The following is a 26,232-nucleotide window of genomic DNA, read 5'->3' on the forward strand; positions in this document are numbered from 1 at the left end:
ATCTGCGGGGTTCCCGGGACTCCCAAAGGCCCCGCGGTGGGATGCGAAGCGCATCCGGCGAGCTTCTTGTCGGGAATGATCGCACACAACCATTTTCCCGACGGCGTGACGAAGCCGAACGCGTCGCTCTCCGGGTCGCTCGACGCGTACTGCTTCGCGTCGACGCCGTTGACGGCCGGTTCGGCTGACGGTGGCTCACTCGAGGCGCTCGGTGCGACGGACTCGGTGCCGTCGGTCGACGACGCATCCTGGGTGCAGGCGGCGAGAAGAAGAGACGAGGCACCGGCGATCGAGGCCAGAGCCACCGCGGACCGCCGTCGAATCCTGGTCATGCGTCACACCCCTTTCGGTTCGGTCCGCGGGACCGATCGCCTGAGATGTTCCCACGAATACCGGGGTGTCGCGTCGCATCGACGGATCGGCCCCGAACACTCCTGGTGGTGGGCGAGCGGGCGTGGGCCGTCGATCCCGCGGTTCGAAAACGTGACGATGCTAGAATTCTGGGGCGTTGTCGCAGGTCCAGCAGTTGATGTACCCCGGATCTTCCTGTCGGAGTCGCCCGGCCGAGGAGGCCGTTCCATGGCTGAGTCATCGGTATTACCCGCGGATCTCGGCGGCAGCCCGGATCTCGAACGCATCGTCCTCGAACACGCGTATCGCGGCGCGCACCTGCAAGTCGCACTGCGTGGTGTGCTTGCGCTCTTCATCGCGTTGACACTGCTGTTCGTCCCGCCCATGAACGATGCGAATGTGTGCCTGGCGATCCTGACCGGCTACGCATTCTGGACCGTCGGGCTCGCGCTGTGGACCCGCCGAGGAGGTCCGGGTCCGGTGAACGCGATGTGGCTCGCCCTGTTCGTGGACCTTGCGGTCATCGGTAGCCTCACGCTGTTGACCGGTATTGCGGCGCAACAGAGTTGGACCGCCGACATCTTGACCAACGGACTGTTCGTGATCCCGTTACTGGCCTGCACTCAGCTACGCCCGGGTGTCTGCGCTTCCGTGGTCGTGCCCACGGTGCTGGTGTTCCTCGCCGCCAGTTGGGCCACGATGGCGTCGAACGAGGAACCGTGGTCGTCCATCCTGCTCAGCACGATGGCACTCGCCATCCTCTCGGCGGGCGCAGTCGTGCTCAGTAGAATTCAACGATCCAGAGTGCTCACCATCGGTCACCTCGTCCACGACCGCACCGCCCTGCTCGCGGAGTTGATGGGCCTCGAACAGCGCGAACGACGTGCGTTGTCCGAGCAACTCCACGACGGGGCGCTGCAATTCGTGCTTGCCGCGAAGATGGATCTCGACGACCTCACCGGCAGCGCCGATCCGGAGGCCGTCGATCGCATCACCCACGCACTCACCGAATCCGCGTCTCTGTTGAGGGCCACCGTCTCGGAACTCCATCCCACGGTGCTCGATCGCGTCGGACTTGCCCGTGCTCTCGGCGACATCGTCCGGTCCGCCCAGGCGCGCGGCGGTTTCGACGTGGATCTCCAGACCGTGGAATGGGACGACGACTTACGCACGTCGGCCGACGACGTGCTGTTCAGCGCCGCACGCGAATTGCTCAGCAACGTGGTCAAGCACGCGAGAGCCCGGACCGTCCGGGTCGAACTGACTCGGACGGGTGAGCATGCGGTCCTCGACGTCACCGACGACGGATGCGGCATCTCCCGTGAAGCGATCGACCGCAGTCTCAGCCGAGGGCACATCGGACTCACGTCGCACGAACTCCGCGTCGTCGCGGCCGGCGGCAGCTTCTCCGTCCGCCCGGGACCACGTGCGGGGACGGTTGCCCACATCGAGATGCCGTTCGAGGTCGTGACAGCGTCCGATTCCCTCACGATCTCGGCGCACTAGTCCATCACTCGACGCCGAGCATCACCTCGGTGGACTTCACGAGCACCGTCGCAGCCACGCCGGCCTGCAGACCGAGTTCCTCGACCGCCTCCTTCGTGATGGACGCGGTGACGATCTGCTCGCCTCCGTCGAGACGCACCTTCACTGTCGCCATCACACTGCCGAGGGTGACCTCGGTGATCGTTCCGGTGAGCTGGTTCCGGGTGGACAAACGCATCGTGAACCTCCGTCTCGCGGCCTGTGGTTCCGACGCTAGCCGCAACCACTCCGGAATAGGTGAGGTTGGACCTCGAGTCAGTCGGAGGTGACKGTCGACGGACTCGGTTCCAGGAGCGCAGTCAGACAGGTGGGCCCCAGGCCGATCTCCGGCCACCCCGCCGAGATCATGATGTCGTGTGGGCGCGTACACGTGCCGAGCCAGTAGTTCGGCTCCGTGCGGTAGGCGGGTACTCCACCCCACTTCCGGGGTGAGCCGGACCGTGGCAGATAGGGGTCGGCAACGCCGACGACAGACCCCAACTGCAGCAGCACCGACAGATACGACCATTGGGTGTCGGGATCCGCCGGATCGGACAGCACCCGTGTCTCGTGGTGTGCGCGCTCGGCGGTCCGCCCCGTGGCGGTCAACGCGAGACGGACGTGGATTCCCGACGAGAACGCGACAATTCCGAGGAGGTCGAGGGTGTGGTGAGTTCCGGACGCGAGAATGGTGGGACCGTGCACTGCGGTCCCACTGGCTGTCGGCGGCGCGAATGCCGGCCAACGCGCTCTGCGCATGCCCACGATGGTGCCCCTACATCGAGGCGGAATCAACGTCCCACGCCCGCGGGCGTGGGACGGGACTCGAGACGGCAGGCGCGGCAGAATGGCGTGAGGACGCGCGAGGCGTCACTTCCGGAACGCTTATCGTGGATGGAGGTCGAGGCGGGTGGAGGACGGAAGGTTCGCAGCGGAGGGAGTGTCCATGGAGTCGCTGCCGGATTCGCGGATGCTGCTCGCGGTCCTCGAATACAGTCCGGCGTTGGTGTTCGTGTCCGAATTCGTGTCCGGTCGGATCGTGTACGTCAATCCCGCGGGTGTCGGCGTCCTCGGATTCGGTGATGCCGTGCATGCGTACTCGAGGACGACGGCGGAACTGTTCACCGACGTCGGCCTCGTGCAGGCGCGTGACGTGGAGTCGGCTCTGGCCGACCGGGGAGAGTGGACCGGGTTGACCGAGTTTCGCCATTTCGTCACGGGCGAGCCGATCCCGATGCTGATTTCGACGTTCGTGCTCGAATACACGGAGACCGGGCCGGCGGTGATCGGGTCGATTGCCCAGGATCGCCGCGGCGCCGAACACGACGAGCAACGCCTGCAGCGCGCATTGGGGGAGTCCGCGTACCGGGCCCGGGAGCAGCAGGCGATCGCCGACCTGAGCCAACTCGCCGTCGGCGGAGACCTCGATGAACTCCTCACGGCGGCGGCTGGGGCGGCGGCCGCGCTGATGGGTGTGCACTGTTCGTCGATCGCACGGGTGGCCGACGACGGCGAACTCACGGTGCTCGCCTACCGCGGTCCCGAGCCCGGTCCGAAGACGTTCTCGCCGGGGCCGGGATCGCAGCCCGGGTACGCCGCTGCAAATGGGTCGGTGATCGTGTGCACCGATCGGGTCCACGAATCCCGGTTCTCCACGGCGGGGATGAGCGGGCGCGGGCTGCAGAGCGGGGTGTGCGTTCCGTTCGGCTCCGAAGAGGTGTGGGGTGTGTTGACGGCGCACAGTCGTCGTCCCCGTGACTACACCGAGCGTGACCTGACCTTTTTGCGTTCGGTGACAGCCGTGCTCTCCGCGGCGATCCGCCGTATCGAGGCCGAGGCCGCGCTGGTGCACCAGAGCTTGCACGACCCGCTGACGGGATTGCCGAACCGCACATTGGCTCGCCGCCGGCTCGACGAGGCCCTGGACGCGGCGCCGCACGGTGGCCCGCGCGTGGCGCTGCTGCTGGTGGATCTCGACGACTTCAAGACCGTCAACGACAGCCTCGGTCACGCGGTTGGCGACGACGCGCTGATCGTGCTCGCCAGGCATCTGCGGTCGGCGGTGCGCCCGGGCGATACCGTTGCCCGCCTCGGCGGCGACGAATTCGTGGTCGTCTGTGAGCACGTCGCGGGCGCGGCGGAGGCGGTCGCGATTGCCGCCCGGATCGCCGGTAGCTTCGCCGACCTGAACCGGGCGCGGTCACTCGAGTGGCCGATCAGTGCCAGTATCGGTGTTGCACTGTCCGATCCCGAGTGCACCCGTGAAGAGCTCGTTCGGCGGGCGGACTCGGCGATGTATCGTGCAAAGGCAGCGGGAGCGGGCGGTTACGCGCTCTACGACGGCACCTTCTAGCGCAGCGGCAGGCCCCCGATCGGTGCGGTGTTGCCGACGCGACACGAAATCGTGGCCACCGCTAGGCACCCTGGGGTGGGGAAATTGTCATCTTGACGCGCTTCGCGACGCGTCGAATACTTGCTGGACACGGCGGTTCCCGTCGGCATTCGACGAGAGAATTCCGCGTTTCGCCCTTGAGAGAGAAAGATATTCGCGTCTTCGACGCTGAACGCGCCGACGTGGATGTCGGATGGAACTGAGGCGCTCGATGGCAGTTTTCGACCCAGACGCGACCCAGGCGGCGTCGATCCGCGCAGTCGGCCACGGGATCGTGGCGGAGTTGGACGCTGCCGGTTTCGCGGGTGCCGAGGAGGTCGGCCGGGGCGGGTTCGGTGTCGTGTACCGCTGTCTGCAGCGTTCGCTCGGTCGAATCGTCGCAATCAAGGTCCTGACGTCGGACCTGGACTCCGAGAACCGCGAGCGGTTCCTGCGGGAGGGCTACGCGATGGGCGGGCTCTCCGGCCACCCGAACATCGTCAACATTCTGCAGGTCGGCGTGACCGAGACCGGTCGCCCGTACATTGTCATGCATTACCACCCCCGCGACTCGCTGGCGGTGCAGATACGCCGAGAAGGTCCGCTGCCCTGGCCGGAGGCGATCAGCATCGGAGTGAAGCTGGCGGGCGCACTGGAGACCGCGCATCGGACCGGCACCCTCCACCGCGACATCAAACCCGCGAACATCCTGCTCACCGACTACGGCGAGCCGCAGTTGACCGATTTCGGCATTGCGCACATCGCCGGCGGCTACGAAACCGCCACCGGCGGGTTCACCGGATCACTGGCGTTCACCGCACCGGAAGTCCTCAACGGCGAATCGCCGACCGCACGTTCGGACGTCTACGGTCTGGGCGCGACGATCTTTTCGCTGATCGCGGGGCGGGCGGCGTTCGAGCGGAAGACCGGCGAGGAACTCGTCGCGCAGTTCGTGAGGATCAGCACCCTGACGGTGCCGGACCTGCGCGCTCAAGGCATCCCGGACGGTGTGTGCGCCGTCATCGAGAGGGCGATGGCGTCGAATCCGTTCGCTCGGCCGGCGTCCGCCGAAGAGTTCGGACACGAACTCCAAGCCGCGCAGCGACACATCGGGTTGCGTTCGGACGCGATGGCGCTGGCACCCCTGGAACCCGCCCAGCCGGCCGAGTCGCATCCGTCGGCGGCGGATGCCGGTGGCTACCGTCAGATCCGGTTCGAGGATTCGGACGGTCAGCGCCCAGTCTTCGCACCGACCGAGCAGATCCAGCCGGAGTCGCACCCCTCGGGCCCGTTCTGGCCACCGACGGGTCCGTCGCCCTGGCCGCCGACGGGTCCGTCGCCCTGGCCACCGACGGGTCCGTCGCCCTGGCCGCCACCGGGAGTGCCGGGGAGCAGTCGGCAGGCCCGCACCCGGCGGCGCCGCATCCTGACCGTGCTCGCGCTGGTGGTGGCGCTGGTGCTGACCGGTGGTGGTTACCTCGTGTTCAGGGAGGCAACCGGACCCGGCGCCGCGGGACCGACCGCCCAGCAAGCGGGTGAGCCCCCGGCCGTCGACCCGACCGCGGCGTGGCGACCGGTCGCCGACGCCCGGGTCGCCCGTCAGCAGACGGCGACGACGGTCGCGGACGGCACCATGTGGGTCTTCGGAGGGTTGGACGACAACGGTGTGTCCGCCCGGCAGGAAGGCTACGACCCGGCCATCGACACCTGGAAGGCCGGCCCCGATCTCCCCGTCCCGCTCAATCATGCGATGGCCGTCACCTACAACGACGAGCCCGTACTCATCGGCGGATGGCAAGCGAAAGGCCAGAACCTGACAGCCGTCGCCTCCGCTCGGGTGATGGCCATGCGCGACGGGCGATGGGTCGATCTGCCCCCGCTGAACGTGCCGCGGGCGGCCGGTGCCGCGGCCGTGGTGGGCGACGAGATCGTGGTCGCCGGGGGACAGGCGGACGGTGGCCTGGTGGCTACGACAGAAGTGTTCGACGGAACGAAGTGGACGACGGTCCCGAACATCCCGACGCCACGGGAGCATCTGGCAGGCGTCTCGGACGGGAAGTACTTCTACGCGATCGGCGGGCGCGATCTGGCGTCGGATCAGAACACGGCCGCGGTCGAACGTTTCGATCCGGCTGCGGGAACGTGGGCGACGCTGCCCGGCATGCCCACCCCCCGCGGCGGGCTCGGAGCGGCGTTCATCGACGGCCGCATCGTCGCAGTCGGCGGTGAAGAACCCACCCGGGTGCTCTCCACGGTCGAGGCCTACGACGTGATCGCAGGGACGTGGTCGCAATTGCCTGCTCTGCGCACGCCGCGGCACGGGATGGCGGTCGGCGCGGTCGGCAACACGGTGTACGCGGTCGGCGGCGGYATCAAGCCCACGCACGCCGAATCGACAGCTGTTTCCGAGGCGCTGCAGATCGCGCCACGCAAGACGCAATGGGCACCGGCGTGGCGTCCGCTGAGGGACGCGCCGATCGCCCGCCAGCAGACCGCGACTGCCGTCGCGGACGGGACGATCTGGGTGGTCGGCGGACTCGACAATGTGGGGTCGACCCCGAAGGTCGAGGGCAACGACCCGGCCATCGACACCTGGAAGGCCGGTCCCGACCTTCCGGTCCCGCTCAATCATGCGATGGCCGTCGAATACGGCGGCGAGTTGGTGGTCCTCGGAGGCTGGGTGCCGGAAGGGCCGAACCTTACCGGTACGACGTCGGACCGGGTGCTCGCGCTGCGGGACGGCAACTGGGTGGACCTGCCCCCGCTGAACCTGCCGCGGGCGGCCGGTGCCGCGGCCGTGGTGGGCAATGAGATCGTCGTCGCCGGGGGTCAGGCGGAGGGCGAACTGGTGGCGTCGACAGAGGTGTTCGACGGAACGAAGTGGACGACCGTCGAGGACATTCCGACGTCACGGGAGCATCTGGCCGGGGTGTCGGACGGGAAGTACTTCTACGCGATCGGTGGCCGCGATCTGGCGTCGGATCAGAACACGGCCGCGGTCGAACGCTTCGATCCGGTTGCGGGGACGTGGGCGACGCTGCCCGGCATGCCCACCCCTCGTGGCGGGCTCGGGGCGGCGTACATCGACGGCCGCATCGTCGCAGTCGGCGGTGAACAGCCGACCCGGGTGCTGTCGACGGTCGAGGCCTACGACGTCGCTTCGGCGACCTGGTCGGCGTTGCCGCCCATGCCCACCGGAGCTCACGGGATGTCCGTCGCGACGGTCGGGCACACCGTCTACGCGATCGGCGGTGCACTCCGGCCCACGCATGCCGAGTCCACCGCGACTGCGCAGGCACTCGATTTCTGGTGACAGCGACGGGTTGTCGTCCGGCAATTGCGCACTCTGAATGTCTTCTGTCCGTGTCGTTGTGCGCAGTATAGGGGGGCTAGACTTGTGGTCGGGAGGACGAATTTTTACACGAGATACGGGCCGGGAGGTTCGTGATGAAGGTGACGGCGACGGCCACCCGTCGCGGCGGATCGTGGGTGGTGGAGGTTCCGGGAGTCGAAGGCGTGCTCACCCAGGCTCGGCGGCTCGATCAGGTGTCCGCCATCGTGGCGGAGGCCGTCCATCTGGTCCGGGGTGTTCGGGCCGAGGACGTCGAGGTGGAACTCGACTACGAAATCGGAGATTCCGCGGCGCTCATGGAGGCCCGCGCCGCCCACTGGCAGGTCGAGTCTGCCGCCCACGCGCAGGAATGCGCAGCGCGGGCTTCGCGGGCCGCGGTGGCGCATCTGCGCCGATCGGGTCTCTCGGTGCGTGACATCGGTGTCATCCTCGACCTGAGCCCGCAACGAGTCTCTCAACTCGACCGTGCCGGCATTCATGCCTGATGGCGGTACGTGCGAAAACTGCACCGATCAATCGCGGATGCCGCAGCAGAGTCGGTGATCCGGCAACTTCCGATCCGGCAACTTCCGATCCGGCGACACTCGTGCGGCCCCTAGGATGCAGGGGGGAGCCCTTCGCGCTGAACGGCTCGGGGCAAGGAGGGGGAATTCAGATGCGTGGAGCAGGAAAGCTTCTCGCCGGAGTCGGCATTGCAACGGTGATCGCAGCGGCCGGGCAGGGCATTGCTGTCGCAGCGCCCGAGGATACGACGGAACGTGTGACGACCCTGCAGGTCCCACCGATCGGGATGAGCCCGGTTCTCGCCGCCTACTTCACCGTCGACGCAGTCACGGGTCGGGTACCCGGAGTCGTGCGGTTTCGCACCGTGAGCGAGTGTTACGTCCTGAATCCCATCAGTGCGGACACGTGCATACCCGGACCGGGTAACGCCATGCGGGCGAATGCTGTGCGGGTGCACTGGCTGAACGTGAACACCGGGGCGACCGGCGCGGCCACGATCCCCATCGGAACCGCCGGGTCGACCGATTCGCCTCGCCCCGAGATCGACGTGGCCACCGGCAGCGGGCGAATCGTCGTCGGCACGATGGCCCCGGCCGAGTATCCACAGGCGTTGCTTCCGGGCTTCGGCACCTTCGACGTGCCCTGATCGTCTCCACCGCGAACCGCCGGGCGCCACCGCCTAGAATCTCGGTGGAGGCGGGCGCGCCTCTCCGATGTGTCGCCCGTCCCCGGTGCACAGTCCCGCAGACGCGGCAATTTCGATCGGCGGAGAGTGGCAATGCAAAGTGGAGCGTTATTCGGCAGATACCGGCTGGACCGGTCGCTGTCGGTGGACGAGAACGGCGAGGTGTGGGCGGCATTCGACACCGTCACCGCTCGGCACGTCGCGGTGCGGGCGTTGCCTCGGGACGCGAGCGAGGACGACGAATATTGTGATCGGTTCGTCCGTGAAGCAGGCATCGCGGCGCACATCCGGAACCCGCACGTGGTTGCGATCCACGACTTCGGGCAGATCGGAAACCGGCTCTACCTCGCGACTCCGCTCATCGGCGGAACGAACCTGCGGACAATCCTTCAGTCGGGCGGACCGATGGAGGCATCTCGCGCGGTCGGAGTCGTCCAGCAATTGGCCGCGGCGCTGGAGGCCGTGCACGCCGCGGGGCTGGTCGAGCGGGGAGTGGCGTCGGCGAACGTCGTCGTGCTGGACGGGGGACTGGTTCAGCTCACGGACGTCGGGCTCCCCACGGCTCCCGGCGCCGTGGCGGGAGTCCCCGGTCTGAGCACCGTCTTGTACGAGTGCCTGACCGGCGGGCAGTTCGCGTCGAACGGCCGGGAGTTGCCGTCGTCGAAGTTCTCGACGCTTCCCGTCGGCATGCAGGCTGTGATCGCACGCGGAACGGCAGCCGATCCCGCGCGGCGCTATCGGTCGCCGAGCGACCTGGCCGCGGCCGCCGCTCGCGCCGCGGCGACAGGTCCGCAGCCTGCCGCCGATCCCACTCCCGCGATCCCTCCGAACGACCGCAACCGCCGCCTCCTGCTCGCAGGGCTTGCGCTCGCCGCGATCATTGCCGTCGCGATCGTCGGGGGTGTGATCATCGGGTCGCGATCGGCATCACCCGACGTCGTGGTGCCCGTGCCGGCGTCCAGCGCGGCCGGGCCGACACCCGCCCCATCACCGACCGCCAGGGCGAACCCGACGGCGGCCGAGCAGGTGCCACCGGCCGCGGAGGCTCCGGTTCAGGACGAGGTCCCGCCGGCAGCAATTCCGGCGCCGCAATCACCGCAGGTGCTGCCGGCGCCCGTGCCCGCACCGGCACCCGCGCCTGCACCCGCGCCCGCACCTCAGGTGCTGCCCTGCTACCCGGGCTACGAGCACACGCCGCCTCCGGACGGACCGTGTCTCCCGCCGGGCTCGCCACCGGTACCGGCACCCGTGCCCGCACCAGCACCCGCGCCTGCACCCGCACCCGCACCCGCACCTCAGGTGCTGCCCTGCTACCCGGGCTACGAGCACACGCCGCCACCGGACGGACCGTGCTGGGCGCCCGGTGGGTGAGTCGCACCGGCGACGGTTGGTATCGGTGTCCAGATGAGGTGATCACCGACCGGCGTCCGCGGCGATCCAGGATTCGCAGACCCCGGTGACAGCGGCAGCGATGGCTTCTCCGTACAGCGTCCGCGCGGGTCGGGACTGTTCGATCTGAATTCCGCCCGCAGCGTCGACGGTGAGGCGGTTGACCAGGTTGGCCGCGGAACTGCCGCTGTAGCGTTCGCCGGGATCGGCTACGCGAACACGGACTCCGGTTCCGTCGAGTGCATTCGCGACTGCGTTGAGGACATCCGATTTGAGGCGTGCGGGTGCACGGCCCCCGATGAGGACGTCGTGTCCTCGGTAGCCGTGGAACGACACCGCCCACTGGAATCGTCGTGCACCCAGGGAGCGTAGAAGCGGGAAGCTGCGCACACTGAGATCGCCCGAGGAAATGTGCCATGCCCGGTATGCGTTGCCTGCCGGTCGCCACCCTTTGCACGTCCACAGCGTCGAATCGCGCGATCCGAGCGACGCGTAAACCTGCTCGGCCTGCCGATCCGTGCCGCTTTCGATGGCGCCGCCGTGCGGTGCGAGGACCACGAGGCGGTGGTGGTGCCCGTCGTCGTCGAGTCGCTCGACGAATTCACCCTCGACTTCGGCCTCTGCCTCGGAGATGGTGGGATCGATACACCGGAGGTCGAGGACCACCGCGTGTCCGGGCTCGGCGCCGATCCGACGGCATCCACCATCAGTTACCTGAACGGTGTCGATCCCGTGTGCATCTGCCTCCGGTATCAGTGTGAACAGTGCGGTCGTTCCCTGGTGACTCACCCGTGTCTGCTGACGGGGCTCGGCTCCGATCCGGGCCAGTAGGCGCGGGTGAATCCCGACATGCTCGGCGACGTTTGCGCTGGTGGAGCGACTCCGGCGGACTTCGAGGCGAACGGTGACCTTACTGTCGCCATTCCGCCGCATCGAAATCTGCTGTAACGGACGCTCTTCGAACACCTCCTCAGGTTAGACGCGATACTGTCCCCTCGGGCCCTTGTCGGCAGTTGTCGCGCGGCGAAGACTCGGATCCATGACTAATAAAGCAGTGGTCAGTCTCACCACCGGTCTCGAGGACGCCGAGAAGGTGACGGTTGCGTTTCTGGTCGCGGTCGGCGCGGCAGAACAACAGCGCCAGACGCTGATGTTTCTCACGAAGGAAGCGGTCCGACTCGCGCTCGACGGCACGATCCAGGGCGTCGCCTGCGAGGGTTGCCCGCCGCTTCCCGATCTGGCTGCACGATTCGAGAGCGCGGGCGGCACCTACATGGTGTGTCCGATCTGCTTCGAGGCCAAGCACCTCGACAAGGACGCACTGGTATCCAATGCCGAACTCGCCGGGACGGTTCCGATGTGGAAGTGGATCGGTGACGAAGGGGCGGTCACGTTCAGTTACTGAAACGGCACGGGTGCGAGCGCTGCTGACTCGGTTAGACTGCGCGCGAGTGCATTCGAGTCCGATCCGATGGCGGATCGTGGGGACAGGACGGGGCCGTGGTCGATCGCTACGTACTCGTCGACACCGACACCGGCGTCGACGATGCCCTTGCCCTGCTTACCATTGCGCACGACCCCTGCGCCGAGATCATCGGTGTCGGAAGCGTGTTCGGCAACTGCACCGAAACACAGGCCGCATCGAATGCMCTCACCGTCCTGTCCGTTGTCGGTCTTCGCGACGTTCCGGTGTGTATCGGACTGCCGCGTCCCGGGCCACCGCCCGCAACTCCGTCCGCACACGGTGTCGACGGACTCGGCGACCGCGGCCATCGGCCACCGCCGGGCATCGGTCCGGCGTCCGGTTCCGCCGTCGAGCAACTTTTCCGCGCCGCGGAAGACCGGCCCGGATCGGTGGACCTGCTCTGCCTGGGACCGCTTGCGAACATCGCCGCCGCCGTCACACGCGACCCACAGATCCTGACGCGGTTCCGGTCCGTCACCATCATGGGCGGAATGGGATCCGCCTCGCGGAGAAGTGCCGAGGCCGCATTGCAACCACAGTTCCTCGGCAAAGGCGACACGAACACCAACCACGATCCGGCCGCGACCGCGACCGTCGCGGCGGCGCCGGGGCCGATCACGTGGGTGGGAACGAATGTCACCGGCCGACTTCGACTGACCTGGGCCGACCTGGTCGCTCGCTCCGCATCGGGGAAGGTCGCGGCCTTCGTCCGCGACATCACCGAGGACTACCACCGGTACTGCACCAGCACCTACCGCGCAGAGCACCCGATCTACACCTCACACGATTCCGTCGCAGCCGCCGTGATGCTCGACCCGACGGTCGTGCTGTCCGCCACCGACGCCCAACCCCGGGTGCACCGGGTGGATGGGCGGTCGAGTGTCTGGGGCGTCACTCCGGCGCGGGGGCCGGTGCACCGTTTCGTGACCGACGTCGATTACCGCTTGATCAGAGACCGGATCGCCGCCACGCTCGACGCAGACATTTCCCGAAGCGACTGACGGTGCGCGCGCCGTGGCGGACACCGCCGCTCATACGGTGGCATCGAGCAGATGCAGTTCATCCGCAACGATCAGATCGACCTCGTCACTGGTCAGACCGGACAACAGATGTGCCGACAACATCGCTCTCACCTCCTCATTGTGCTTCTACCAATGAGTCGAATGAGCAAGCGCGATATCGACACCGTCGCCGAAATTCTCGGCAGGAATTTCCGGCGCTAGTTGCCGTCCACCGGAACTGCATCCGTGCCCGGTGCGGAGGGATCGAACGGCGGCGGATCGGCGGGGTCGAATCCGCCGCGCACCGTCGAGCAGGTCGCTCCGGGCTCCGGGTACGTGTTCGGGTTCTGTCGCAGAGCTGTGAGGAAGTCGGCGATCCGCTGGTCGTGGACGTCGTCGAGTCGGAGTTGGTGACCCCACGACTGCAGCGACACTGCCGAACCGAGACCCGGGTACGGCGACATCAGGGTGTACGGTTCGCCCTCGACGTACGCCGCCAGTGCGGTGATGTCGTCGGCGCTCAGACGATCCGGGTCGTAGGTCACCCACACGGCCCCGTGCTCGAGGGAATGCACGGCGTTCTCGGTGCGGATCGCATCGGGATAGACAATTCCGGTGCAGCTAGCCCAGTACTGATCGTGTGCACCACCGAACGGCGGACTCTGGTCGTAGGCCACCCGTTGCGGTGCCTGCACATGATCGGCGGGCCCATAGTCGACCGTGACGATCCCCTTGATTGCCAGTGACGGGTCGGGATTGTCCGCGCTGGGTGCGAAGTCGTGGGCTTCGCCGGCGTCGTCGGATCCGGCGGTCAGCACGTACGCACCGACGGCGACAACCCCCACCACCGCCACCGTGGCGGCCACCAGCCAGGGCAGTCGCCGCCGCGGGCCGCCCGGCTTCGGGTGGGATTGCGGGCTCTCGCTGCGGTCGTTCGTCATTGCCGATCCTTCGTCTCACCGGGCGCCCAGACCGCGCGTCCCATCTGCGAAGGATGGTAGTGGACGGGTGCGGTGGGTCCGGGTCGCACGGCGGTGCGGGTGATCTACCGCCGCGCCATTGCTACGATGCGGAGATCGCGGGTGCGCGCCTGGTGCGCGATCATCAGGATTCGCGCCTTCTCGGCATCGCCGGCCTGCACCGCGGTCAGGATCTCGCGGTGTTCCGATTCGATCTGCTGCAGATTGGACGAGGCCTCTGATTGTGTGCCGCGCTCCGAAGCGCGCGCGAATTCGTAGTCGAAGATGCGCAGCATGTCCCGGCCGTTCTGGGCCAGGAACCGGATGCCCTCGCTGGTGGCGAACGTGTAGACGATCACCAGCGGGACCACGGCGAGGTGCGGAAGGGCACGCAGCATCTGCAGGGTGTGGTCCACCAATCCCTACGACCGGACCCGTTCTCGCTATCCTGCTGTACGCCACGAAAGGCCGGAGCGGGGTATCGGCGGAACTCGGCACAGCCCCGCCCACCACGGGCTCGGGATGCCGCTCTTCTTGCTCGGGTATTCACGACAGCGCTGTCATGCTTCTTCGCGCACGGTCAATGCTGCGCAGAGTGCGAGGATCGATCAGCGCGAATTGTCCGGAGACGCTGAACCAGGAGGCCGATCAAGACGCGCGGCACGCGCGGCGCAACTTCCAAGAGCAACCACCGGTACTCGAGAATTCGCTGCTCGCGGGGAGTGCGGTCGAGAATGCGTTGCAGAGCGGCTTCCAGCTCGGCGTCGCGGATTCCCCGGGCGCGCATCGCGTCGAGGTTCTCCTTCGCGAAGGGGAAAGCCCCCGACGTGACGTGCATGCGGTTCATTCTCTCGATCGGGATCGTATGGGGAAGCGTCTCACACCGTTCCAGCCCTCCGGCGATGTACAGGTTGATCATTGTGCGGATGCACTTTTCGCACTTCCCGCAGTTGTAGTCGCCGTCCCAGTTCAAATTGCACACGCGCAGGTGGCGCATCGCCAGATCGCTGTCCTTGATGGCCTCGGCCTTGTCGATCCGGTGGGCCTCCGTACCGTCCTGAACGATCTCGAGGTTTCCGCTCGACCACAGCGGATCGAGATCCGGATGACTCCCGTGCGGGGTCATGTTGCCCGTGTCGTAGGACCCGGACGCAGCCACAATCACCTTGCGTAGGTGGGGTGAGAGAAGGATCGCCACATGTGCGAGCGCAGCGCCATGTGCGGTGCTACCCCAGTTGTTTCCGTGTCTCGTGTGGAGAAACTGGAGGTCGGTACGAATCTCGATCAGCTCTACTCCCATCTCGGCAGCAACTTCGCGCGCACCTGCCGATATTCGCTCGTATGGTTTCGGGCGACGAGGATCGATGTCGAATCCGTGCACCAGGATGAGATGCGTGATCTCGGCTCGATTCTCCAGAACGGAGTAGAACGCGTCGAGACCGCCACTGAAGAAGCATCCGACGCCGCCGCCCTCACGATCGCTTGTTGAAATGACGGGCGCGACGACGCTCGGGGTGTGGAGTTGCGGGTACCACGAGTGCAGTAGGTCACGTGCCTGTTCGGCACCGGACAGCGCGGCAGGATCGACGGGGGCGTCGAGCTCCAAGTCCTGCTCGGTCGTCATCGCCACCACGACTCCCGGGGGCAGCCAGGGCGTTCCGCTCCGGTCCAGGGAAACGTTGGCCGATGTCTGCACGGTGAAGTGCTTGCCATCGATGGAGAACACCGATTTGATGACGTTCACCCCGACGAGGTCGATGGATGCTTGGACTGCCATGCCTTGATCCCTCTCTTCACGGTGATGATGCCAGGCACGCGCGTCCCCGGTCATCACACCACCGAATCCCGATTCCACCATCTTCCGTCGAAGTGTGCCGTACTGGCACGATCTTCCCGAACGTGACCCACAAAGTAACGCCCACAGATGTGTTCAGGCAGATCAAGATCCGGCGCGGATCTGACGGTCGCCGCATACGGTACGGCCTATGTCGGCCACTGGGTCAACGGGTTGGCAATTACAGCAATGGTTTTGAGTGGCGATGTCGCTGCGGACATAGTGACCTCGATACACCCAGGTGACAGCCAGATCGGCGCCGGTGGGGGCCTCGAACACCGAGGGTGTCGGGGACCTGGGCGACGGTGCGTTCGCAAACCAACCCCGCGCTCGCGCAGTTGCGCGTCGAGGGTGGTCAGGTGGGCGCAGCGCATCGACCTGACGGTCTGAGTCCAATTCCAAAGGGGTAGTTCGACAGTCCAGTTCGTGAGGCCGCCCTGTAACCGACCTCAGGTATTGGAGATTCATGGATTCCCGTACCCGACCCGTCCGTCTGTCATCACTGCCGATGGGGATGGCGAGTCGATTTTCGGTGCTGGGTATGGTGAATCAGTTCGAATCAGTAACTGTGCCAACTTCCGAGAGACCACCGAGCAGGAAAATAGGCGCGTAGCGGTGTATTTCGAGGCGTGACACGTCGCCGCCGCACAGCGCCCGACCGAAGGGCCGCTCCACCATGCCTGTTGAAAGTAAGTCCAGCTTTGTTCTCATCGCCGATCGTCGGTTGCATTACTGCACTGCCGGAGATGGGTCGGTGTCGGTGTTCTTCGAGGCTGGGATGGGAAAGAGTCGATCGACCTGGTCGCTTGTTCAACCATTGGTTGCCGAGTTTGCGCACACCATCGTGTACGACCGCGCGGGGCACGGACTCAGCGACCCCGACGAGACCGGACGCGATTTCGATCGGATACTCGACGACCATCTGGCCGTCCTCGACGCCACCGTCGACCGCCCCTGCGTCGTTGTGGGACACAGCTACGGCGGCCCGGTGGTACGCGTGGCGGCGAACCGTCGACCGGACACGATCAAGGCCGTCGCGCTGGTCGACGAAGTGTCGGAGATCTGCAAACCCGAGCGGATGATGGCAGCCATGCGGGGTGCTTCGGTGCTGTACGGTTCGCAGGTGATTCTGGCGCGGTTGAAACTTCTTCGCCCGCTGCTGGGGAAGTCCTACTACCGCTTCTTGCAGGGTGCGGCGCTGAAGGAAGCGGTCGACGAGGGATCGACGATGAACTCCGTTCGCGCTGCGCGGGCCGAGTGGCGAGCCTTCCGCGAAAGTTTCACTGCGCTTCACGACAGTGGCCCCCATATACCCGACGTCTCGCTCACCACGATCTCGTCGAACAGGATCCCACCCGAGAAGGATCGCGATCGCGATTTCCTCGGCGCCGCGCACCGCCGCACCGCGGAACTCTCCCCGTCCGGACGGCACGTCTATTCGGTGAACCGTCATCACTACATTCCGCTGGTCGAACCCCATCTCGTCGCGCAGGAGATTCGGGACTTGGTCAGGCAGGTAGGCGCCGCTGCGGGGCCCGGTGCTCAGTGACGCAGGCTTCCTTCGTCCCCGGTCCCACTCCGATGGTTGCTCGGCCGACGACGACACGGTGCGGTAACTTGCGAGAGTCACACAGAGCTGAACGAGGAACTCGAATGAATACCTATATTGAGGTGCGGCAATGGAACTGAAGGCTTCGGTGTCGGTTGACGACACGTACCGCTCGACTGCGCATCTGGTGATCGATGGCGAATCGTTTACCGTGTGGACCGAGTCCGACGTGGCTGTCGATGTCACCGGTACCCCGTGGCTGCCCACGCTTCGTGTGACAGCGATGCGAAAAGGGTTGCAGCTCGCAATCACCCCGGCCGTCGACAATACCGCGTTGGAGGGCAGCCTGGCCGCCCAGGACGTGCTGCTCGACTGGTTCCCCGAGATGCTTCAGCGCACCTCCACGCAGGCCGAGACCGCGGCACCCAGCCCGCTGGAGCAGGACCGTCGAGGGGTCGGGTGCTTCTTCTCCGGTGGCGTGGACTCGTTCTACACCGCACTGAAGCATCTCGATGAGATCACGCACTTGATCATCATCCACGGACTGGATATCAGTCTCGACAACCACGTGCTGTGGGAGGAGGCGGTCGATCGGGCCCGGACGATGGCGACCGAACTCGGAAAGGAGCTGATCGAGGTCCGATCCAATGTTCGCCTGCTCCACGCCAAGCACGGACCGCACTGGCAGAGCCAGGCACACGGCGCCTTCCTCGCCCACGTTTCGCTACTATTGTCCCCTCACCTGCGCAAGGTCTACATTCCGGCGTCCGACGACGAATCGCGGCTTGCCCCGCTCGGGACGCATCCCGACCTCGACCCGCTGTGGTCGAGCAGTGATGTCGAGATCGTGCACGACGGCATCGAAGCGGACCGTGTTGCCAAACTGGCCCGCATCAAGGAGTCCGCGGTCGCCATGAATCACCTGCGGGTGTGCTGGTGGAATCTGGCGAGCAAATACAACTGCGGCCGATGCGAGAAGTGCCTGCGGACGATGATCGGACTCCACATCGTGGGTGCATCCGGACAGTGCACGAGCCTGCCCCGGGAGATCCCGTCGAGGGCGGTCCGCCGCATGTACTTGAACGCTGCCGGGGAGGGCGGTGAGCTGTTCGCTCGCGAGAACCTCGAGCGGCTGGCGGAGCTCGGCGAGGCCGATACCGAACTCGTCCGTTCCCTGAGCTATGCGGTCAACCGCAACAAGTTTCAGGAATTCCTCGTGACCGCCCGTTTCTATGTCATCGACGTGGGCTTCGGGCTGGTGCGATACCAGGCACGAAAACTCTTCGGCAGCAACCGGCCGGCAAAGACGACGGCTTTATGAGTCCGACGAACGCGGGCTGAGCCGTCATGTGGCGGTGCTGTGATGGCGGCATTTCGTAGCCGGGAGCATCATCTCGGTGACGTGCTCGTCGATGACGACCGTGTCGAACGGATCGGCCACGGGGCCACACGGCCCAGCTGGCCCGAGCGGCGTCCCCAGCACCGCCACGGCGGCCACCAGCCAGGGCAGACGCCGCCGCGGCACGCCCGGCTTCGGTCGCGATTGCGGGGTCCGGTCGCACGGCGGTGCGGGTGATCTACCGCCGCGCCATCGCTGCGATGCGGAGATCGCGGGTGCGCGCCTGGTGCGCGATCATCAGGATTCGCGCCTTCTCGGCATCGCCGGCCTGCACCGCGGTCAGGATCTCGCGGTGTTCCGATTCGATCTGCTGCAGATTGGACGAGGCCTGCGCTTCCTCGGCGTCGTAGACCCGCAACTGGGCGTCCAGCCGGTCCATCAGTTGCGTGATGGTCTGATTGTGTGCCGCGCTCCGAAGCGCGCCGTGCCATTCGTTGTGAAGCGCCAGGCTCGTCGAGGGGTCGGGTGATTCGATCGCCTGCTCGAACAGTCGGGTCAACCGTGCAAGGTCCAATTCGGTGTGACGGGTCGCGGCGGAGTAGGCGATCGCGGACTCGAGTGCGATCCGTGCCTCGCAGATCTCGAGAACCTCTTCGGCGGTGCGTTCACGTACGCGGTATCCGCGCGGTGCCTGAACAACCAGCCCCTCGTATTCGAGCCGTTGCAGCGCTTCCCGCACCGGTGTGCGGGACAGTCCCAGCTCCGCGCCGATCGTCGCCGGTATCAGCATCGTCCCGGGCCGATCGGCGCCACCCGTTATCCGCTCACGTAGCTGCTTGTACACCGATGATTCTCTCTCCACCGAGTTCCCCTGTCCGGGCACGAACGCCGTGCCGTGAAGCAAGCCTTACCAGAGGCGGACAACCGAAGTAAAGAGTTTGAATCCATGTGTATACAGATGCAGACAACGTTGTGCAGATGTTCGTAGGCTCCTCGGCGTCAGCACAAGGAGAAGCCATGAATATCCACTCAGCGCGAGTTCGTATCCGAAAATCAGCACAACCCGGATCAGGTGTCGCCGGGAATGTCTGAGACACAACTTGCTGCACCGCGAGCCGCCCGGGCCGAGCCGACGGAGGATCCCCGCCGGCCGCGACGTTCCGTTCCTCGCTACCGACTTCAACCGTTGTCGTTGCTGCCGTGGGTGGTGCCCGTCCTCGTGATTCTCGGCTGGCAATGGGCGTCCTCGACCGGGGCGATCTCACCCTCGATCCTGCCTCCACCCAGCAAGGTCCTGGCCACTGCAGACCAATTGTGGGCCGCGGGAGAGCTGCAGCGGCACCTGACGGTCAGCCTGCGGCGGATCCTGATCGGGTTCGCCCTCGGAGCATCGATCGGACTCGCGCTCGGCTTCGTCGTCGGACTGTCGAAGATCGCCGAGGGGTTGGTGGACCGCACCCTGCAGATGCTGCGTGCCCTTCCGCACCTCGCCCTGGTCCCGCTGCTGATCGCGGCGTTCGGCATCGGTGAACTCCCGAAGGTCGTGCTCGTGACCTTGGGTGTGATCTTTCCCGTGTACCTCAACACCGTCGCGGGAATTCGCACCGTCGATCCGAAACTCGTTCAGCTGGGCGAGTCCTACGGACTGGGCCGGGGCGCTCGCATACGGGACATCATCATTCCCGGGGCCATGCCGATGATTCTCACGGGCATCCGGTATGCGCTGGGAGTCGCCTGGCTGACGCTGGTGATCGCCGAGACGATCGCCACCAGCGAGGGCATCGGGTTCCTGGCCCAGAACGGCCGGGACATGCTGCGCAACGACCGGATCGTTCTCGCGATCCTGCTGTACGCAGTCGCAGGACTACTCGCCGACCAGATCACCAGGCTGATCGAAGCCCGGGTTCTGCGGTGGAATCCCCACTACCAGGGAGGGAATCGCTGATGCCGCCCACCGACCTCGTCGGCCTCGAATTGTCCGGAATCGGCCACCGCTACCGGGACAAGACCGTTCTCCACGATATCGACCTGAGTGTCGCGCCCGGCGAGTTCGTCTCGTTCCTCGGACCCAGCGGGGTCGGCAAGTCCACGCTTCTGCGCATCATCGCCGGCCTCGAACAACCGACGCGCGGCGCGGTCGAATCCACCGGCGACAGGTCGGGCGGCCCGATGTCGCGGATGATGTTCCAGGAGGATCGACTGCTGCCGTGGCGGAATGTCCTGGACAACGTGCAGCTCGGAACCCGGCACCAACGCGAACGCGCAGTGGAGCTGCTGAACGAAGTAGGTTTGTCCGGGCGTGAGACCGACTGGCCGTCAGAACTTTCGGGCGGACAACGTCAACGGGTGGCGCTCGCCCGAGCGTTGCTGCACCGGCCTCACGTCCTCCTCCTCGACGAGCCCTTCGGCGCTCTGGACGCGATCACTCGCGTGGCCGTGCAGCAACTCCTCGAACGCGTCCTGGCCGAGCAACCGAGAACGGTCCTGCTCGTGACCCACGATGTGGAGGAGGCACTCGTGCTGTCCGACCGTGTGCTCCTCCTGACCGAACAGGGCATCACCCGCGATCTGCGGATCGGGCAGGCCAGGCCACGGCACCGTGGAGACGCCCAACTCGCCGCCTGGAAGGAGGAGTTGCTCGACGGACTCCTCCAGGCAGAGAACGCACTCGCCTGATCCCCAGTCTCACCGAAAGGTCTTCACCCCTCATGTCACCCCGCGTCCCTTCACAATTGCGCGCCCTCGATCGGCGAGGATTCCTCAAGGCGGCAGGCGCCGGAGTCCTCGGCCTCTCCGCTCTCTCGCTGACTGGTTGCGGCGCATCGGCTTCCGGCTCCGCCGGCGGTCCCTTGACCGAGGTGCGATACGCATTGATCGGCGACGGGAAGGCAGAGCCCGGCACCATCCTGCGCAACAATCTCGGCGGATTCGACCTCGCCAAGGATCTTGGAGTCCCTGTCCAGTGGCCGTCGGGATTCCCGGCCTCCCTTCCGGTCATGGAAGCCGTCAAGTCCGGAAGTGTCGACTTCTCCTTCGCCACCGCCACTGCGGTGATCTACGCGATCGGTGGTGGCGTACCGATCGTTCCGCTGGTCGCGTATCCACTTCCGGCCAACGAGGTGGACATCCTCGTTCCGCAGGGATCGGACATCAAGTCGGGTGCAGATCTGCGAGGACGCAAGGTCGCGGATCATCGCGGCACCACCGGGACGTACAGCTTGGTGAAGTACCTGGAATCGGTGGGCCTCACACTCGAAGACGTCGAATACGTCAATCTTCCCGCTGCGGACGCGGAAGCGGCCTTCGCGGAGGGCAAGGTCGACGCGTGGATCAGTTGGCAGCCCACCATCGAGTTGGCCAAGCGCAAACACAACGCGGTCGCGCTGCCTGACGTGAAGACCTACGACTACGCCTTCTTCGTCGCAAGTGAGGACTTCGCATTCAATCACCCGGATACCGCCGCCACACTGGTCCGGAACGTGCGTGATGCGCAGCGCTGGATCGACGGCAATCCCGAGGTCGCGGTAGCCGCATTTGCCGAGCTGGGTGGTTTCGGGAACAGTGATCTCGAGGAGAAGGTGTATCTCGACCTGGTGAAGGCGAAGCGCCTGTCCTACTCCGGCGCCGGAGAATTCACTGCCGTCGATGCGGCGGCGATCAACGGAACCCAGGACCTGGCGGACAACTTTCACGAACTCGGCGTGTATCCGGAGCGCGTCGACGTCACAACCTGGTTGCAGGATTCGCGGTTCGACTCGATCAAGTCCGTCATCACTCAGGCTCTTGCAAAGTAGGTATCACCACACATGTCTCCCTCTCTCATGCATCTGGCCGCTTTCGTCACCGCCGGCCCCGGCAGGCCCGGCGGTTGGCGGTTCCCGGGGTCGGTTCCCGGCTGGCTCAGCGCCGGCTACTACCAGAACATCGCTCGTACGCTCGAAGATGCTCGTTTCGACCTTGCATTCTTCGCTGACATCCTGTCGGTGCCCGACCGGTTCGGCGGCAGCCCCGACTCCCAGTTGCGTAACGGTGCCCTCGGTTCGATGCGACTGGACCCGCTGCACGTCCTGTCTTCGATGGGTGCGGTCACCTCGCACCTCGGCCTCGCCGCCACGGTTTCCACCACGTATGCGCAGCCGTTCACGGTCGCGCGGTCCTTCGCCACACTGGACCATCTGACGGAGGGACGCGCCGCCTGGAACGTGGTGACCTCGTTCCAGGAGTCGGAGGCGCGAAACTTCAACCGGGACGAGCAGTTTCCCCGTGATCAGCGCTACGAGCGCGCGGACGAGTTCCTCGAGGTCGCGGGCAAGCTCTGGGACAGCTGGGAGGACGACGCTCTCGTCCTCGACACCGAACAGCCGTTGTTCGCGGATCCGGATCGTGTGCACCCGATTCGCCACAAGGGCGACTGGTTCACGGTGCAGGGACCGCTGAACGTACCCCGGCCACCGCAGGGCTACCCCGTGGTGATCCAGGCCGGTGCGTCCGCCAAGGGCAAGGACTTCGCAGCACGCTGGTCCGATGTGATCTTCTGCAGCCACGCGTCACTCGAGTCCGCCCGGGACTTCTACACGGAGATCAAGGAACGGGCGGCGACGCACGGTCGCAACCCGGATGGCGTGAAGATCCTCCCGTCCGTCGCGCCCGTCGTCGGGGCGACGTCCGCGATCGCGCAGCAGACGTTCGAGGAACTCTTCGACCTCGTACCGCCCCTCGGGGGTCTGTCCACGCTCGCATACCACTTGGATGTGGACCTCTCGACCTTCCCGCTCGACGAGCGGCTTCCCGACGTCGAGGTTCCCGGCGTCGAGGGCCACTACCAGGAGGTCAAGGAGATGACCGAGCGCGAAGGGCTGACGCTGCGCGAACTCGGAAAGCGTTACGGGGGCCGTGTCGAAGGTGGGTTCATCGGCACCGCGACAGAAGTCGCCGACGGGCTCGAGGAATGGTTCCGGCAGGGAGCGTGCGACGGCTTCATGGTGCAGGCGCCGTATCAACCCGGCGGATTCGAGGACTTCACCCGGCAGGTCGTTCCCGAGTTGCAGAAACGAGGACTGTTCCGCAGCGAGTACGAGGGGAGCACGCTCCGCGAGAATCTCGGGCTCCCTCGTGTGCAGAGTGGGGAGTGGGCCAACCGGGTACGTCGAGCGACCGAGGCCTCACGGTGACTGCGGACGTCGCGGTGACTTCGGACGTCGCGGTGACTTCGGACGTCGCGCAGGTGTTCGGGCATACCGTCGCCGGGACGCCGGGGCGCTTCATCCTCGATGCACGTGAGAACCACCTCGTCTCGGATTCGAGGTTCGGCCCGGCCGAGGCCATTCAGGCAGGCGAACTGCTCCTGGCCGCCGTCACGTCGTGCGCGATGGCGAACATCCAGTCGAACGCGGAGGCCGACGACATCCCCGTCACCCACATCGAGGTGCACGCGTCCCATCGACGGGGTTCCGCCGACCCGACTCGATACGAGTTCACGGAAGTGCGCATCGATATTCGCGGCGTCGACCAGTCGACGGCGGACGCTTTGGCTGCGAAGTTCGCGGCCTCCTGCCCGATCTACAACACCATCAGGCGGGGGAGCGGCATCGAGTTGATCGTCACCGCCCAACCCGGGCCCCATGAATCGAATGGGTGCGCCCGGCAGCGCGCTTCTGGCTCGGCCGATTCAGAGTGACGGGCGCGGGCGGGAGATCGCGGAATCGATCATGGCGACGATGTCGCGCTGTGAAATCGTGTCACCCAGGCCGTTCGTTTGAGCGGCCTCGATGAGGTCGTCGGTGAGGCTGTCGAACAGCAATGCCGTGCGGGGGTCGGCCCGCAGGGGTCCCTGGGTTTCGAGGGCGGCCAGCGCATCGACCGCGTCGCGGTAGTCGGCGAGGCCGTCGCGCGGCGGGAGCAACTGCATCGCGTGCACGTTCATCGTGCTCAGCTCCGAACCAGGCTGTCCGACAGTCGCGCTTCCTGCAGCGCTCGACTGGTGGGATCGCAGCGGAACTGCCCGGTCGTGGTGTGCCGGTAGCCCGGGCCGTCCTTCGCGACGGCGTGCCCGCAGTAGCGGCATTCGTGGCCGTACTGCCCGATGCGGATGGTTTCGATGGTGGGATAAGTGTTGGTGCTCATGGTCTCGTTCGTCGGTGTGGGTGGTGTGGTCGGTGCAGCGGTGGGGTCGGGCCCGGCCGGGGTGGACTTCGCGGTGACATTGCCGCCGGCGGGCGGGTCATGCGTATTCGACGACGGCGTCGGCCGACCCGGCGTGAGCGCTTCGTTCCAGGGCTTCCCAGACGAGGTCGTAGCGCTTGAGAGTGATTTCGTCCGCGTTGGCGAGCAGGGCGCTGAGGAGCGAGTGCGGGTCGTCCTGCCAGGAGTCCAGGGCGTCCGCGACTGTTCCGTTGCTGAACAGGCCCGATTGGGCGAGGGCGTGTGTCCACTCGTCGAACAGCCCGCGGTGGATGCGCTCGACAGTGTCGTGGTCGAACCCGTCGGCGACGAAGTCGCGGGCGAAGGTGGCCGTGACGTAGTCACCGCAGGTCATCGGTTGTGCGTTCATCGGTGCGGGCATCCTCCGTCAGTGGCGGCGTCGGACCATCGGGCGACTCCGTGCTTATGAGTGAGACAGCTCACATCGTCGCCTATGCGGGGTGTGGGACACATCGGCCGAATCACCGGGGGGTATACCTATTTCTGGTCCGCGCCGCCCCTGCCCGGTCGGCGCCCGGGAATGTTTGGCCTGGTCACAGCGTCGAGGTTTGGCCGACCCGCGCTCCGGATATACCCGGTCAGTCTTGCGCGGCGTAGTTCGCGACGAACCGCACCCGGTCGCTGCGACACGCGCGGTGGATGTACACGGTGGGGGCTTCGTCCTCGTCGAGATTCAGGCCGTCGCGAAAAAGGACCGCCGCACCCGGCGGTACCCCGAGCAGTGCTGCTACCTGCGGAGACGCAGCGCCCGCGGCGAATGAACGCCACGCGGCCTTCAGTCGGACGCCGTAGACGTCACGCCACACGGTGTACAGCGGGACGCCGTCACGCAGGTGCCCGTCGATGTCGGCGAACCGGCGGTCGTCCATCCAGACCGAGTTCGCGAACCACGGCTCACCGTCGACCGCGAGCACCGTGTCGACGCGGCGCAACCGGCATCCCGGCAGATACTCCTCTACTCGCGGTGCACTGCCGCCGAGGACGATCTCGCTCGAGACGAGTGACTCGGTCAGTTCTCGGCCCACCGACCTGAACGCCTCGCTGAGACCGTCGGCATCGTTGATGAAACGGGCGGCGAGTTCGATGGGGAAGTGCCGGGGCGGCGGGGCGACGAACGTGCCGGACCCCTGCTTGGCGACCAGCAGCCCGGCCCGGGTCAGTTCGCCGATCGCCTGCCGCACCGTGAGCCGGTTGACGCGGAGTTCGGCCGCAAGGTCGGTCTCGGGCGGCAACCGGTCTCCCGGCTGCAACGTGCCACCGTCGAGTCGCTGCAACAAGACGTCCTGCACCTGCCGGTAGAGCGGCACCCGACCAGTCGGCGTTTTGCTCGGCATTCCGTAAGTCTAGAGGACCCATCGATGGCAAGTCTCGCGAGTGATGCCCGTCTTTGCAGGCCAGATGCATTCACCAGCCGGTTGTCCGGCATCGTGGTTTAGGCTAGTTGTATAGATGAATATTCGGCACCAGCTCCGTCGACATCGTTGTGGAACCGACCCGGCGACTCGACCGCAGCGCCTCCTCCATCGGAAAGAAGCTCATATGACAGTGACCGACCTCGACGTACTCCCCAACCTGCGTGACCTCGGCGGACTTCCCGTTGCCGAGGGCGGTCGGACGCGGACCGGAGTGCTGTATCGCAGCGCACTGCCCGCGCCGGGCGACGCCCGCCCCACCGCGGTCGACGAATGGCCTGTCCGCACCGTCGTCG

Annotated in this window: 28 protein-coding genes and 1 pseudogene; 16 read left to right on the top strand and 13 right to left on the bottom strand. The window is 66.2% G+C overall.

Annotated elements, in window-relative coordinates; genetic code table 11:
* Positions 1 to 332 (bottom strand): annotated as a pseudogene (locus tag AC1DWT_RS37550) (hypothetical protein); the annotation flags it as partial.
* A 247-nt stretch (positions 333 to 579) separates the two neighbouring features.
* On the opposite strand from AC1DWT_RS37550, the gene AC1DWT_RS37555 reads away from it, so the two are divergent.
* Positions 580 to 1,857, top strand: a complete 1,278-nt coding sequence (locus AC1DWT_RS37555; protein ID WP_206012397.1) for a sensor histidine kinase — start codon at positions 580 to 582, stop codon at positions 1,855 to 1,857.
* 4 nt (positions 1,858 to 1,861) lie between these two features.
* Here AC1DWT_RS37555 and AC1DWT_RS37560 read toward each other — a convergent pair whose 3' ends face one another.
* Positions 1,862 to 2,074 carry a TOBE domain-containing protein gene (locus tag AC1DWT_RS37560; protein WP_072943314.1) on the bottom strand — a complete coding sequence of 71 codons (213 nt, stop codon included), beginning with the start codon at positions 2,072 to 2,074 and terminating at the stop codon, positions 1,862 to 1,864.
* A gap of 77 nt (positions 2,075 to 2,151) precedes the next feature.
* The gene (locus tag AC1DWT_RS37565; RefSeq protein ID WP_072943316.1) at positions 2,152 to 2,634 is read right to left on the bottom strand and encodes a hypothetical protein; all 483 of its coding nucleotides are present in this window, start codon (positions 2,632 to 2,634) and stop codon (positions 2,152 to 2,154) included.
* Positions 2,635 to 2,821: 187 nt separating this feature from the next.
* On the opposite strand from AC1DWT_RS37565, the gene AC1DWT_RS37570 reads away from it, so the two are divergent.
* From AC1DWT_RS37570 to AC1DWT_RS37590, 5 genes are all read left to right on the top strand, one after another.
* Entirely contained in the window at positions 2,822 to 4,228 is a 1,407-nt protein-coding gene (locus AC1DWT_RS37570; RefSeq protein WP_206012396.1) for a sensor domain-containing diguanylate cyclase, read from the top strand.
* Positions 4,229 to 4,478: 250 nt separating this feature from the next.
* Positions 4,479 to 7,559 carry a serine/threonine-protein kinase gene (locus tag AC1DWT_RS37575; RefSeq protein ID WP_206012395.1) on the top strand — a complete coding sequence of 1,027 codons (3,081 nt, stop codon included), beginning with the start codon at positions 4,479 to 4,481 and terminating at the stop codon, positions 7,557 to 7,559.
* A gap of 134 nt (positions 7,560 to 7,693) precedes the next feature.
* Complete coding sequence (locus AC1DWT_RS37580; protein WP_072943318.1) at positions 7,694 to 8,083, top strand: hypothetical protein; 390 nt, start codon at positions 7,694 to 7,696, stop codon at positions 8,081 to 8,083.
* A gap of 170 nt (positions 8,084 to 8,253) precedes the next feature.
* On the top strand, positions 8,254 to 8,748 hold the full coding sequence (locus AC1DWT_RS37585) for a hypothetical protein (protein ID WP_072943320.1): 495 nt from the start codon (positions 8,254 to 8,256) through the stop codon (positions 8,746 to 8,748).
* Positions 8,749 to 8,880: 132 nt separating this feature from the next.
* Complete coding sequence (locus tag AC1DWT_RS37590) at positions 8,881 to 10,158, top strand: protein kinase (protein WP_206012394.1); 1,278 nt, start codon at positions 8,881 to 8,883, stop codon at positions 10,156 to 10,158.
* 42 nt (positions 10,159 to 10,200) lie between these two features.
* Here AC1DWT_RS37590 and AC1DWT_RS37595 read toward each other — a convergent pair whose 3' ends face one another.
* Positions 10,201 to 10,842: a poly-gamma-glutamate hydrolase family protein gene (locus tag AC1DWT_RS37595; RefSeq protein WP_241031228.1), complete on the bottom strand. Its 642-nt coding sequence runs from the start codon at positions 10,840 to 10,842 to the stop codon at positions 10,201 to 10,203.
* Positions 10,843 to 11,215: 373 nt separating this feature from the next.
* Between AC1DWT_RS37595 and AC1DWT_RS37600 the strand changes: the two genes are divergently transcribed.
* Together AC1DWT_RS37600 and AC1DWT_RS37605 are read left to right on the top strand one after the other, a co-directional pair.
* The gene (locus AC1DWT_RS37600; RefSeq protein WP_095863990.1) at positions 11,216 to 11,581 is read left to right on the top strand and encodes a DsrE family protein; all 366 of its coding nucleotides are present in this window, start codon (positions 11,216 to 11,218) and stop codon (positions 11,579 to 11,581) included.
* A 95-nt stretch (positions 11,582 to 11,676) separates the two neighbouring features.
* Complete coding sequence (locus AC1DWT_RS37605) at positions 11,677 to 12,642, top strand: nucleoside hydrolase (RefSeq protein WP_206012392.1); 966 nt, start codon at positions 11,677 to 11,679, stop codon at positions 12,640 to 12,642.
* Positions 12,643 to 12,860: 218 nt separating this feature from the next.
* Here the strand turns inward: AC1DWT_RS37605 and AC1DWT_RS37610 are convergent, their stop codons facing one another.
* From AC1DWT_RS37610 to AC1DWT_RS37620, 3 genes are all read right to left on the bottom strand, one after another.
* On the bottom strand, positions 12,861 to 13,583 hold the full coding sequence (locus AC1DWT_RS37610; protein ID WP_072943326.1) for a DUF3105 domain-containing protein: 723 nt from the start codon (positions 13,581 to 13,583) through the stop codon (positions 12,861 to 12,863).
* A 104-nt stretch (positions 13,584 to 13,687) separates the two neighbouring features.
* Positions 13,688 to 14,017, bottom strand: coding sequence for an FCD domain-containing protein (locus tag AC1DWT_RS37615; protein ID WP_241031227.1), 330 nt, complete (start codon positions 14,015 to 14,017; stop codon positions 13,688 to 13,690).
* A 164-nt stretch (positions 14,018 to 14,181) separates the two neighbouring features.
* Positions 14,182 to 15,378, bottom strand: a complete 1,197-nt coding sequence (locus AC1DWT_RS37620) for a hypothetical protein (protein WP_206012391.1) — start codon at positions 15,376 to 15,378, stop codon at positions 14,182 to 14,184.
* Positions 15,379 to 16,213: 835 nt separating this feature from the next.
* Here AC1DWT_RS37620 and AC1DWT_RS37625 point away from each other — a divergent pair.
* Together AC1DWT_RS37625 and AC1DWT_RS37630 are read left to right on the top strand one after the other, a co-directional pair.
* Positions 16,214 to 16,984: an alpha/beta fold hydrolase gene (locus tag AC1DWT_RS37625; RefSeq protein ID WP_477924494.1), complete on the top strand. Its 771-nt coding sequence runs from the start codon at positions 16,214 to 16,216 to the stop codon at positions 16,982 to 16,984.
* Positions 16,985 to 17,114: 130 nt separating this feature from the next.
* Positions 17,115 to 18,305: an adenine nucleotide alpha hydrolase family protein gene (locus AC1DWT_RS37630; protein ID WP_206012390.1), complete on the top strand. Its 1,191-nt coding sequence runs from the start codon at positions 17,115 to 17,117 to the stop codon at positions 18,303 to 18,305.
* Between the two features lie 24 nt (positions 18,306 to 18,329).
* Here AC1DWT_RS37630 and AC1DWT_RS37635 read toward each other — a convergent pair whose 3' ends face one another.
* Together AC1DWT_RS37635 and AC1DWT_RS37640 are read right to left on the bottom strand one after the other, a co-directional pair.
* Positions 18,330 to 18,509, bottom strand: coding sequence for a hypothetical protein (locus tag AC1DWT_RS37635; protein WP_206012389.1), 180 nt, complete (start codon positions 18,507 to 18,509; stop codon positions 18,330 to 18,332).
* Positions 18,510 to 18,561: 52 nt separating this feature from the next.
* A complete protein-coding gene (locus AC1DWT_RS37640) occupies positions 18,562 to 19,185 on the bottom strand; it encodes a GntR family transcriptional regulator (protein WP_095864325.1) in 624 nt (207 codons plus the stop codon).
* Between the two features lie 222 nt (positions 19,186 to 19,407).
* On the opposite strand from AC1DWT_RS37640, the gene AC1DWT_RS37645 reads away from it, so the two are divergent.
* Genes AC1DWT_RS37645 through AC1DWT_RS37665 form a run of 5 tightly spaced genes read left to right on the top strand, consistent with a single transcriptional unit; the run spans position 19,408 to position 24,000 of the window.
* On the top strand, positions 19,408 to 20,268 hold the full coding sequence (locus tag AC1DWT_RS37645; protein WP_095864056.1) for an ABC transporter permease subunit: 861 nt from the start codon (positions 19,408 to 19,410) through the stop codon (positions 20,266 to 20,268).
* Entirely contained in the window at positions 20,268 to 20,999 is a 732-nt protein-coding gene (locus tag AC1DWT_RS37650) for an ABC transporter ATP-binding protein (RefSeq protein WP_206012388.1), read from the top strand. Before AC1DWT_RS37645 ends, AC1DWT_RS37650 begins: the two co-directional genes overlap by 1 nt.
* A gap of 32 nt (positions 21,000 to 21,031) precedes the next feature.
* Positions 21,032 to 22,117, top strand: a complete 1,086-nt coding sequence (locus AC1DWT_RS37655) for an NrtA/SsuA/CpmA family ABC transporter substrate-binding protein (protein WP_072943334.1) — start codon at positions 21,032 to 21,034, stop codon at positions 22,115 to 22,117.
* A gap of 12 nt (positions 22,118 to 22,129) precedes the next feature.
* Positions 22,130 to 23,494, top strand: coding sequence for an LLM class flavin-dependent oxidoreductase (locus tag AC1DWT_RS37660; protein ID WP_072943336.1), 1,365 nt, complete (start codon positions 22,130 to 22,132; stop codon positions 23,492 to 23,494).
* Positions 23,491 to 24,000, top strand: coding sequence for an OsmC family protein (locus AC1DWT_RS37665; RefSeq protein ID WP_241031225.1), 510 nt, complete (start codon positions 23,491 to 23,493; stop codon positions 23,998 to 24,000). Before AC1DWT_RS37660 ends, AC1DWT_RS37665 begins: the two co-directional genes overlap by 4 nt.
* On the opposite strand, the gene AC1DWT_RS37670 is transcribed toward AC1DWT_RS37665, so the two are convergent.
* The 4 genes from AC1DWT_RS37670 to AC1DWT_RS37685 all read right to left on the bottom strand — a co-directional run bounded on the left by AC1DWT_RS37670 (position 23,992) and on the right by AC1DWT_RS37685 (position 25,858).
* A complete protein-coding gene (locus AC1DWT_RS37670; RefSeq protein WP_072943337.1) occupies positions 23,992 to 24,246 on the bottom strand; it encodes a hypothetical protein in 255 nt (84 codons plus the stop codon). The two genes, AC1DWT_RS37665 and AC1DWT_RS37670, sit on opposite strands and share 9 nt — an antisense overlap.
* A 5-nt stretch (positions 24,247 to 24,251) precedes the next feature.
* Positions 24,252 to 24,446 (bottom strand): hypothetical protein, encoded by a 195-nt coding sequence (locus tag AC1DWT_RS37675; RefSeq protein WP_043824059.1) that lies wholly within the window; start codon positions 24,444 to 24,446, stop codon positions 24,252 to 24,254.
* Positions 24,447 to 24,543: 97 nt separating this feature from the next.
* Positions 24,544 to 24,873, bottom strand: coding sequence for a hypothetical protein (locus AC1DWT_RS37680; protein ID WP_072943339.1), 330 nt, complete (start codon positions 24,871 to 24,873; stop codon positions 24,544 to 24,546).
* 229 nt (positions 24,874 to 25,102) lie between these two features.
* The gene (locus AC1DWT_RS37685; protein ID WP_206012387.1) at positions 25,103 to 25,858 is read right to left on the bottom strand and encodes a GntR family transcriptional regulator; all 756 of its coding nucleotides are present in this window, start codon (positions 25,856 to 25,858) and stop codon (positions 25,103 to 25,105) included.
* Positions 25,859 to 26,063: 205 nt separating this feature from the next.
* Between AC1DWT_RS37685 and AC1DWT_RS37690 the strand changes: the two genes are divergently transcribed.
* Positions 26,064 to 26,232 (top strand): tyrosine-protein phosphatase (locus AC1DWT_RS37690; RefSeq protein WP_477924500.1); only part of this gene is annotated, 169 nt, incomplete at its 3' end.

The sequence above is a fragment of the Rhodococcus sp. P4_B6 genome (genome assembly GCF_056402215.1).

Excerpts from the sequence above, each read along its gene's own strand:
- AC1DWT_RS37555 (WP_206012397.1), top strand. The coding sequence starts at position 580 with ATGGCTGAGTCATCGGTATTACCCGCGGATCTCGGCGGCAGCCCGGAT.
- AC1DWT_RS37560 (WP_072943314.1), bottom strand. The coding sequence starts at position 2,074 with ATGCGTTTGTCCACCCGGAACCAGCTCACCGGAACGATCACCGAGGTC.
- AC1DWT_RS37570 (WP_206012396.1), top strand. The coding sequence starts at position 2,822 with ATGGAGTCGCTGCCGGATTCGCGGATGCTGCTCGCGGTCCTCGAATAC.
- AC1DWT_RS37580 (WP_072943318.1), top strand. The coding sequence starts at position 7,694 with ATGAAGGTGACGGCGACGGCCACCCGTCGCGGCGGATCGTGGGTGGTG.
- AC1DWT_RS37585 (WP_072943320.1), top strand. The coding sequence starts at position 8,254 with ATGCGTGGAGCAGGAAAGCTTCTCGCCGGAGTCGGCATTGCAACGGTG.
- AC1DWT_RS37590 (WP_206012394.1), top strand. The coding sequence starts at position 8,881 with ATGCAAAGTGGAGCGTTATTCGGCAGATACCGGCTGGACCGGTCGCTG.
- AC1DWT_RS37600 (WP_095863990.1), top strand. The coding sequence starts at position 11,216 with ATGACTAATAAAGCAGTGGTCAGTCTCACCACCGGTCTCGAGGACGCC.
- AC1DWT_RS37610 (WP_072943326.1), bottom strand. The coding sequence starts at position 13,583 with ATGACGAACGACCGCAGCGAGAGCCCGCAATCCCACCCGAAGCCGGGC.
- AC1DWT_RS37620 (WP_206012391.1), bottom strand. The coding sequence starts at position 15,378 with ATGGCAGTCCAAGCATCCATCGACCTCGTCGGGGTGAACGTCATCAAA.
- AC1DWT_RS37625 (WP_477924494.1), top strand. The coding sequence starts at position 16,214 with ATGGGAAAGAGTCGATCGACCTGGTCGCTTGTTCAACCATTGGTTGCC.
- AC1DWT_RS37630 (WP_206012390.1), top strand. The coding sequence starts at position 17,115 with ATGGAACTGAAGGCTTCGGTGTCGGTTGACGACACGTACCGCTCGACT.
- AC1DWT_RS37645 (WP_095864056.1), top strand. The coding sequence starts at position 19,408 with ATGTCTGAGACACAACTTGCTGCACCGCGAGCCGCCCGGGCCGAGCCG.
- AC1DWT_RS37650 (WP_206012388.1), top strand. The coding sequence starts at position 20,268 with ATGCCGCCCACCGACCTCGTCGGCCTCGAATTGTCCGGAATCGGCCAC.
- AC1DWT_RS37655 (WP_072943334.1), top strand. The coding sequence starts at position 21,032 with ATGTCACCCCGCGTCCCTTCACAATTGCGCGCCCTCGATCGGCGAGGA.
- AC1DWT_RS37660 (WP_072943336.1), top strand. The coding sequence starts at position 22,130 with ATGTCTCCCTCTCTCATGCATCTGGCCGCTTTCGTCACCGCCGGCCCC.
- AC1DWT_RS37670 (WP_072943337.1), bottom strand. The coding sequence starts at position 24,246 with ATGAACGTGCACGCGATGCAGTTGCTCCCGCCGCGCGACGGCCTCGCC.
- AC1DWT_RS37675 (WP_043824059.1), bottom strand. The coding sequence starts at position 24,446 with ATGAGCACCAACACTTATCCCACCATCGAAACCATCCGCATCGGGCAG.
- AC1DWT_RS37680 (WP_072943339.1), bottom strand. The coding sequence starts at position 24,873 with ATGAACGCACAACCGATGACCTGCGGTGACTACGTCACGGCCACCTTC.
- AC1DWT_RS37685 (WP_206012387.1), bottom strand. The coding sequence starts at position 25,858 with ATGCCGAGCAAAACGCCGACTGGTCGGGTGCCGCTCTACCGGCAGGTG.